This window comes from Neisseria sp. P0021.S005 (assembly GCF_051956955.1).
In genome coordinates this window covers 1-2,249 of sequence record NZ_JBQCWY010000496.1, presented here as the reverse complement: position 1 = coordinate 2,249, position 2,249 = coordinate 1, and the positions used below count along the sequence as shown (strand labels likewise).

Below are 2,249 nucleotides of genomic sequence, written 5' to 3'. Positions count from 1 at the left end.
TTTGGGATGATGGTTGCACATATTGTCAGGCCGTCTGAAAAATAAAATAAACGGCTATTGTAGCACTTTTCAAATGACAGACTGGATAGATAAAGCATTTGATATAAAAGAAACAAAGAGGCCGTCTGAAAATATGTTTTCAGACGGCCTTGATATAGATGAATCAGCTTATTAGTCGATTTTGCGGAGAATTTCGCGCAGGGCTTTTTGCCAGTCGGACGGTTTGATACCAAATTCGGTCTCTAGGCGTGAGCAATCCATGATGCTGTATGCCGGACGTGGTGCGGGCAGGGGGTATTGATCAGTGGTAATTGCGTTCAGTTCCGGAATGCGGAAGTTGTCGTCTAATTGGTGGGCCGTCTGAAAGATGGCTTTGGTAAATTCGTACCATGTTGCCGATTTATTGCCACAGTAATGGAAGATGCCGCGTGGAGAGGTGGGTTGTTGTAATAATTCGATAATGGCGCGTGCCAAGTCGCCTGCATAAGTCGGACAGCCGGTTTGGTCGTGAACGACAGAGAGGGAATCGCGTTCTTTGGCAAGGCGCAGCATGGTTTTGACGAAATTGCTGCCGTATTCGCTAAACAGCCATGAAGTACGGACAATAGTGCTTTCAGGATGCGCGGCTAAAGCCAAAAGCTCGCCTGCTACTTTGGATTGACCGTAAGTGCTGCGTGGATTGGTGTAGTCGGTTTCGCGGTAAGGGCGTTTGCCTTCGCCGTCGAATACATAATCAGTGGAAATATGGATAAAGCGGGCGTGTGCGGCGCGGGCGGCTGCGGCCAGGTTGTGAACAGCGGTTGCGTTGACGGCAAAAGCAGCTTCAGCGTTTTCTTCTGCTTTATCGACGGCAGTGTAAGCTGCGGCATTAACGATGGCATCTGGTTGGAAGTTTTTGATCATGTGATGCACGGCTTCGGTATCGGTAATGTCCAGCGAAGTCGAATCGGTAGCAATCAGTTCCCAATCTTCGGGCAGGCGGTCGCGCAGACAACGGGCAAGCTGGCCTTTGGCTCCGGTCAATAAAGTACGCATGGTTGAGTATCTCCTCTGATAGCTGTTAAATAGGTGTTCGTGTCATTATAGTGTAAATACGACAAATTCACATTATTGGCGTAGAACAAAATGCGGATGTAGCTGTATTTGGGTAAATTGTCGATATTATCTATCCATAATAATAACTACTTATCGGTATTATGTTTGTTTACTATAACTATAGTTAAAATTCAGCTTTTAACAAGATAGATAAAGGATCTATGCTGTTTGAGAGAGTGTGAATCAATGTTAATGTTTTTATTGTTGCTAGGAGAATGGAATTTAAAAATAGGCCAAACTCCGTCCTTTTATCGGCAAATTCTACCGTTTGATATTTTTGAGTAAATATTTTGCAAAATATTACTAAAATAATAATTGGGCAAGGGCGGATTTGCTCGTTCCGTCAACCCAATATTTTATTAACTTTTGGGAGTAATTATTATGGCATACTGTTACGGGGGGTATTATACTAGACCCCTGGTTAGTTCTTACTGCGCACCCGCGCCTAAGGCTTCCTACTCTTCTTACTACTGCGCTCCTGCAGCAAAATCTTCTGTTTCTATCGGCAGCATCGCTAGCATTGCCAGCGTCGGCGTGTCAGTAGTTAACGCGGTAACCGGTCTGGTTTCTGCTATTGCGGCTTTCTGCCCACCGGCAAAAACTCCTAACTACAAATGTGTTCCGGTTTGCCCACCTTACAACTGCGATCCAATCAAACCGATCCCATGTCCAAAACCACAACCTAAACCTCAGCCTAAGCCTCAACCAAAACCTGAGCCTAAGCCTGAGCCACAGCCAGAACCGCAACCAGAACCAAAACCACAACCAAAACCTGAGCCTAAGCCAGAACCAAAACCTGAGCCTAAACCAGAACCTAAGCCAGAGCCAAAACCTGAGCCTAAGCCAGAACCAAAACCTGAGCCTAAGCCAGAGCCAGACTGCAAAGACTGTGTTGACGACCATAACCAAAACAACTCATACGGTCACGAAGACAAAAACCCAGGTAATGTCATCCGAGCTGAAGACTGCAAAGACGGCAACGTTATCCGCGGTACTGATGCTAAAGATACCATTTACGGTACTGCTTGCGAAGACATCATCTACGGTGGCAACGGCACAGACGTAATCTACGCCGGTGCTGGTAACGACACCATTTACGGTGATGCCGACGGTGACTCTCTGTACGGTGAAGAAGGTAAAGACTACCTGCAAGG

1 protein-coding gene and 1 pseudogene are annotated in these 2,249 nt (G+C 46.3%); one reads left to right on the top strand and one right to left on the bottom strand.

The genetic code is table 11. The features are described from left to right. Positions 1 to 171: 171 nt before the first annotated feature. Positions 172 to 1,035, bottom strand: a complete 864-nt coding sequence (gene rfbD / locus ACTHUE_RS16050) for a dTDP-4-dehydrorhamnose reductase (protein ID WP_314765942.1) — start codon at positions 1,033 to 1,035, stop codon at positions 172 to 174. A gap of 594 nt (positions 1,036 to 1,629) precedes the next feature. On the opposite strand from rfbD, the pseudogene ACTHUE_RS16045 reads away from it, so the two are divergent. Continuing rightward, positions 1,630 to 2,249, top strand: a pseudogene (locus ACTHUE_RS16045) (calcium-binding protein); the annotation flags it as partial.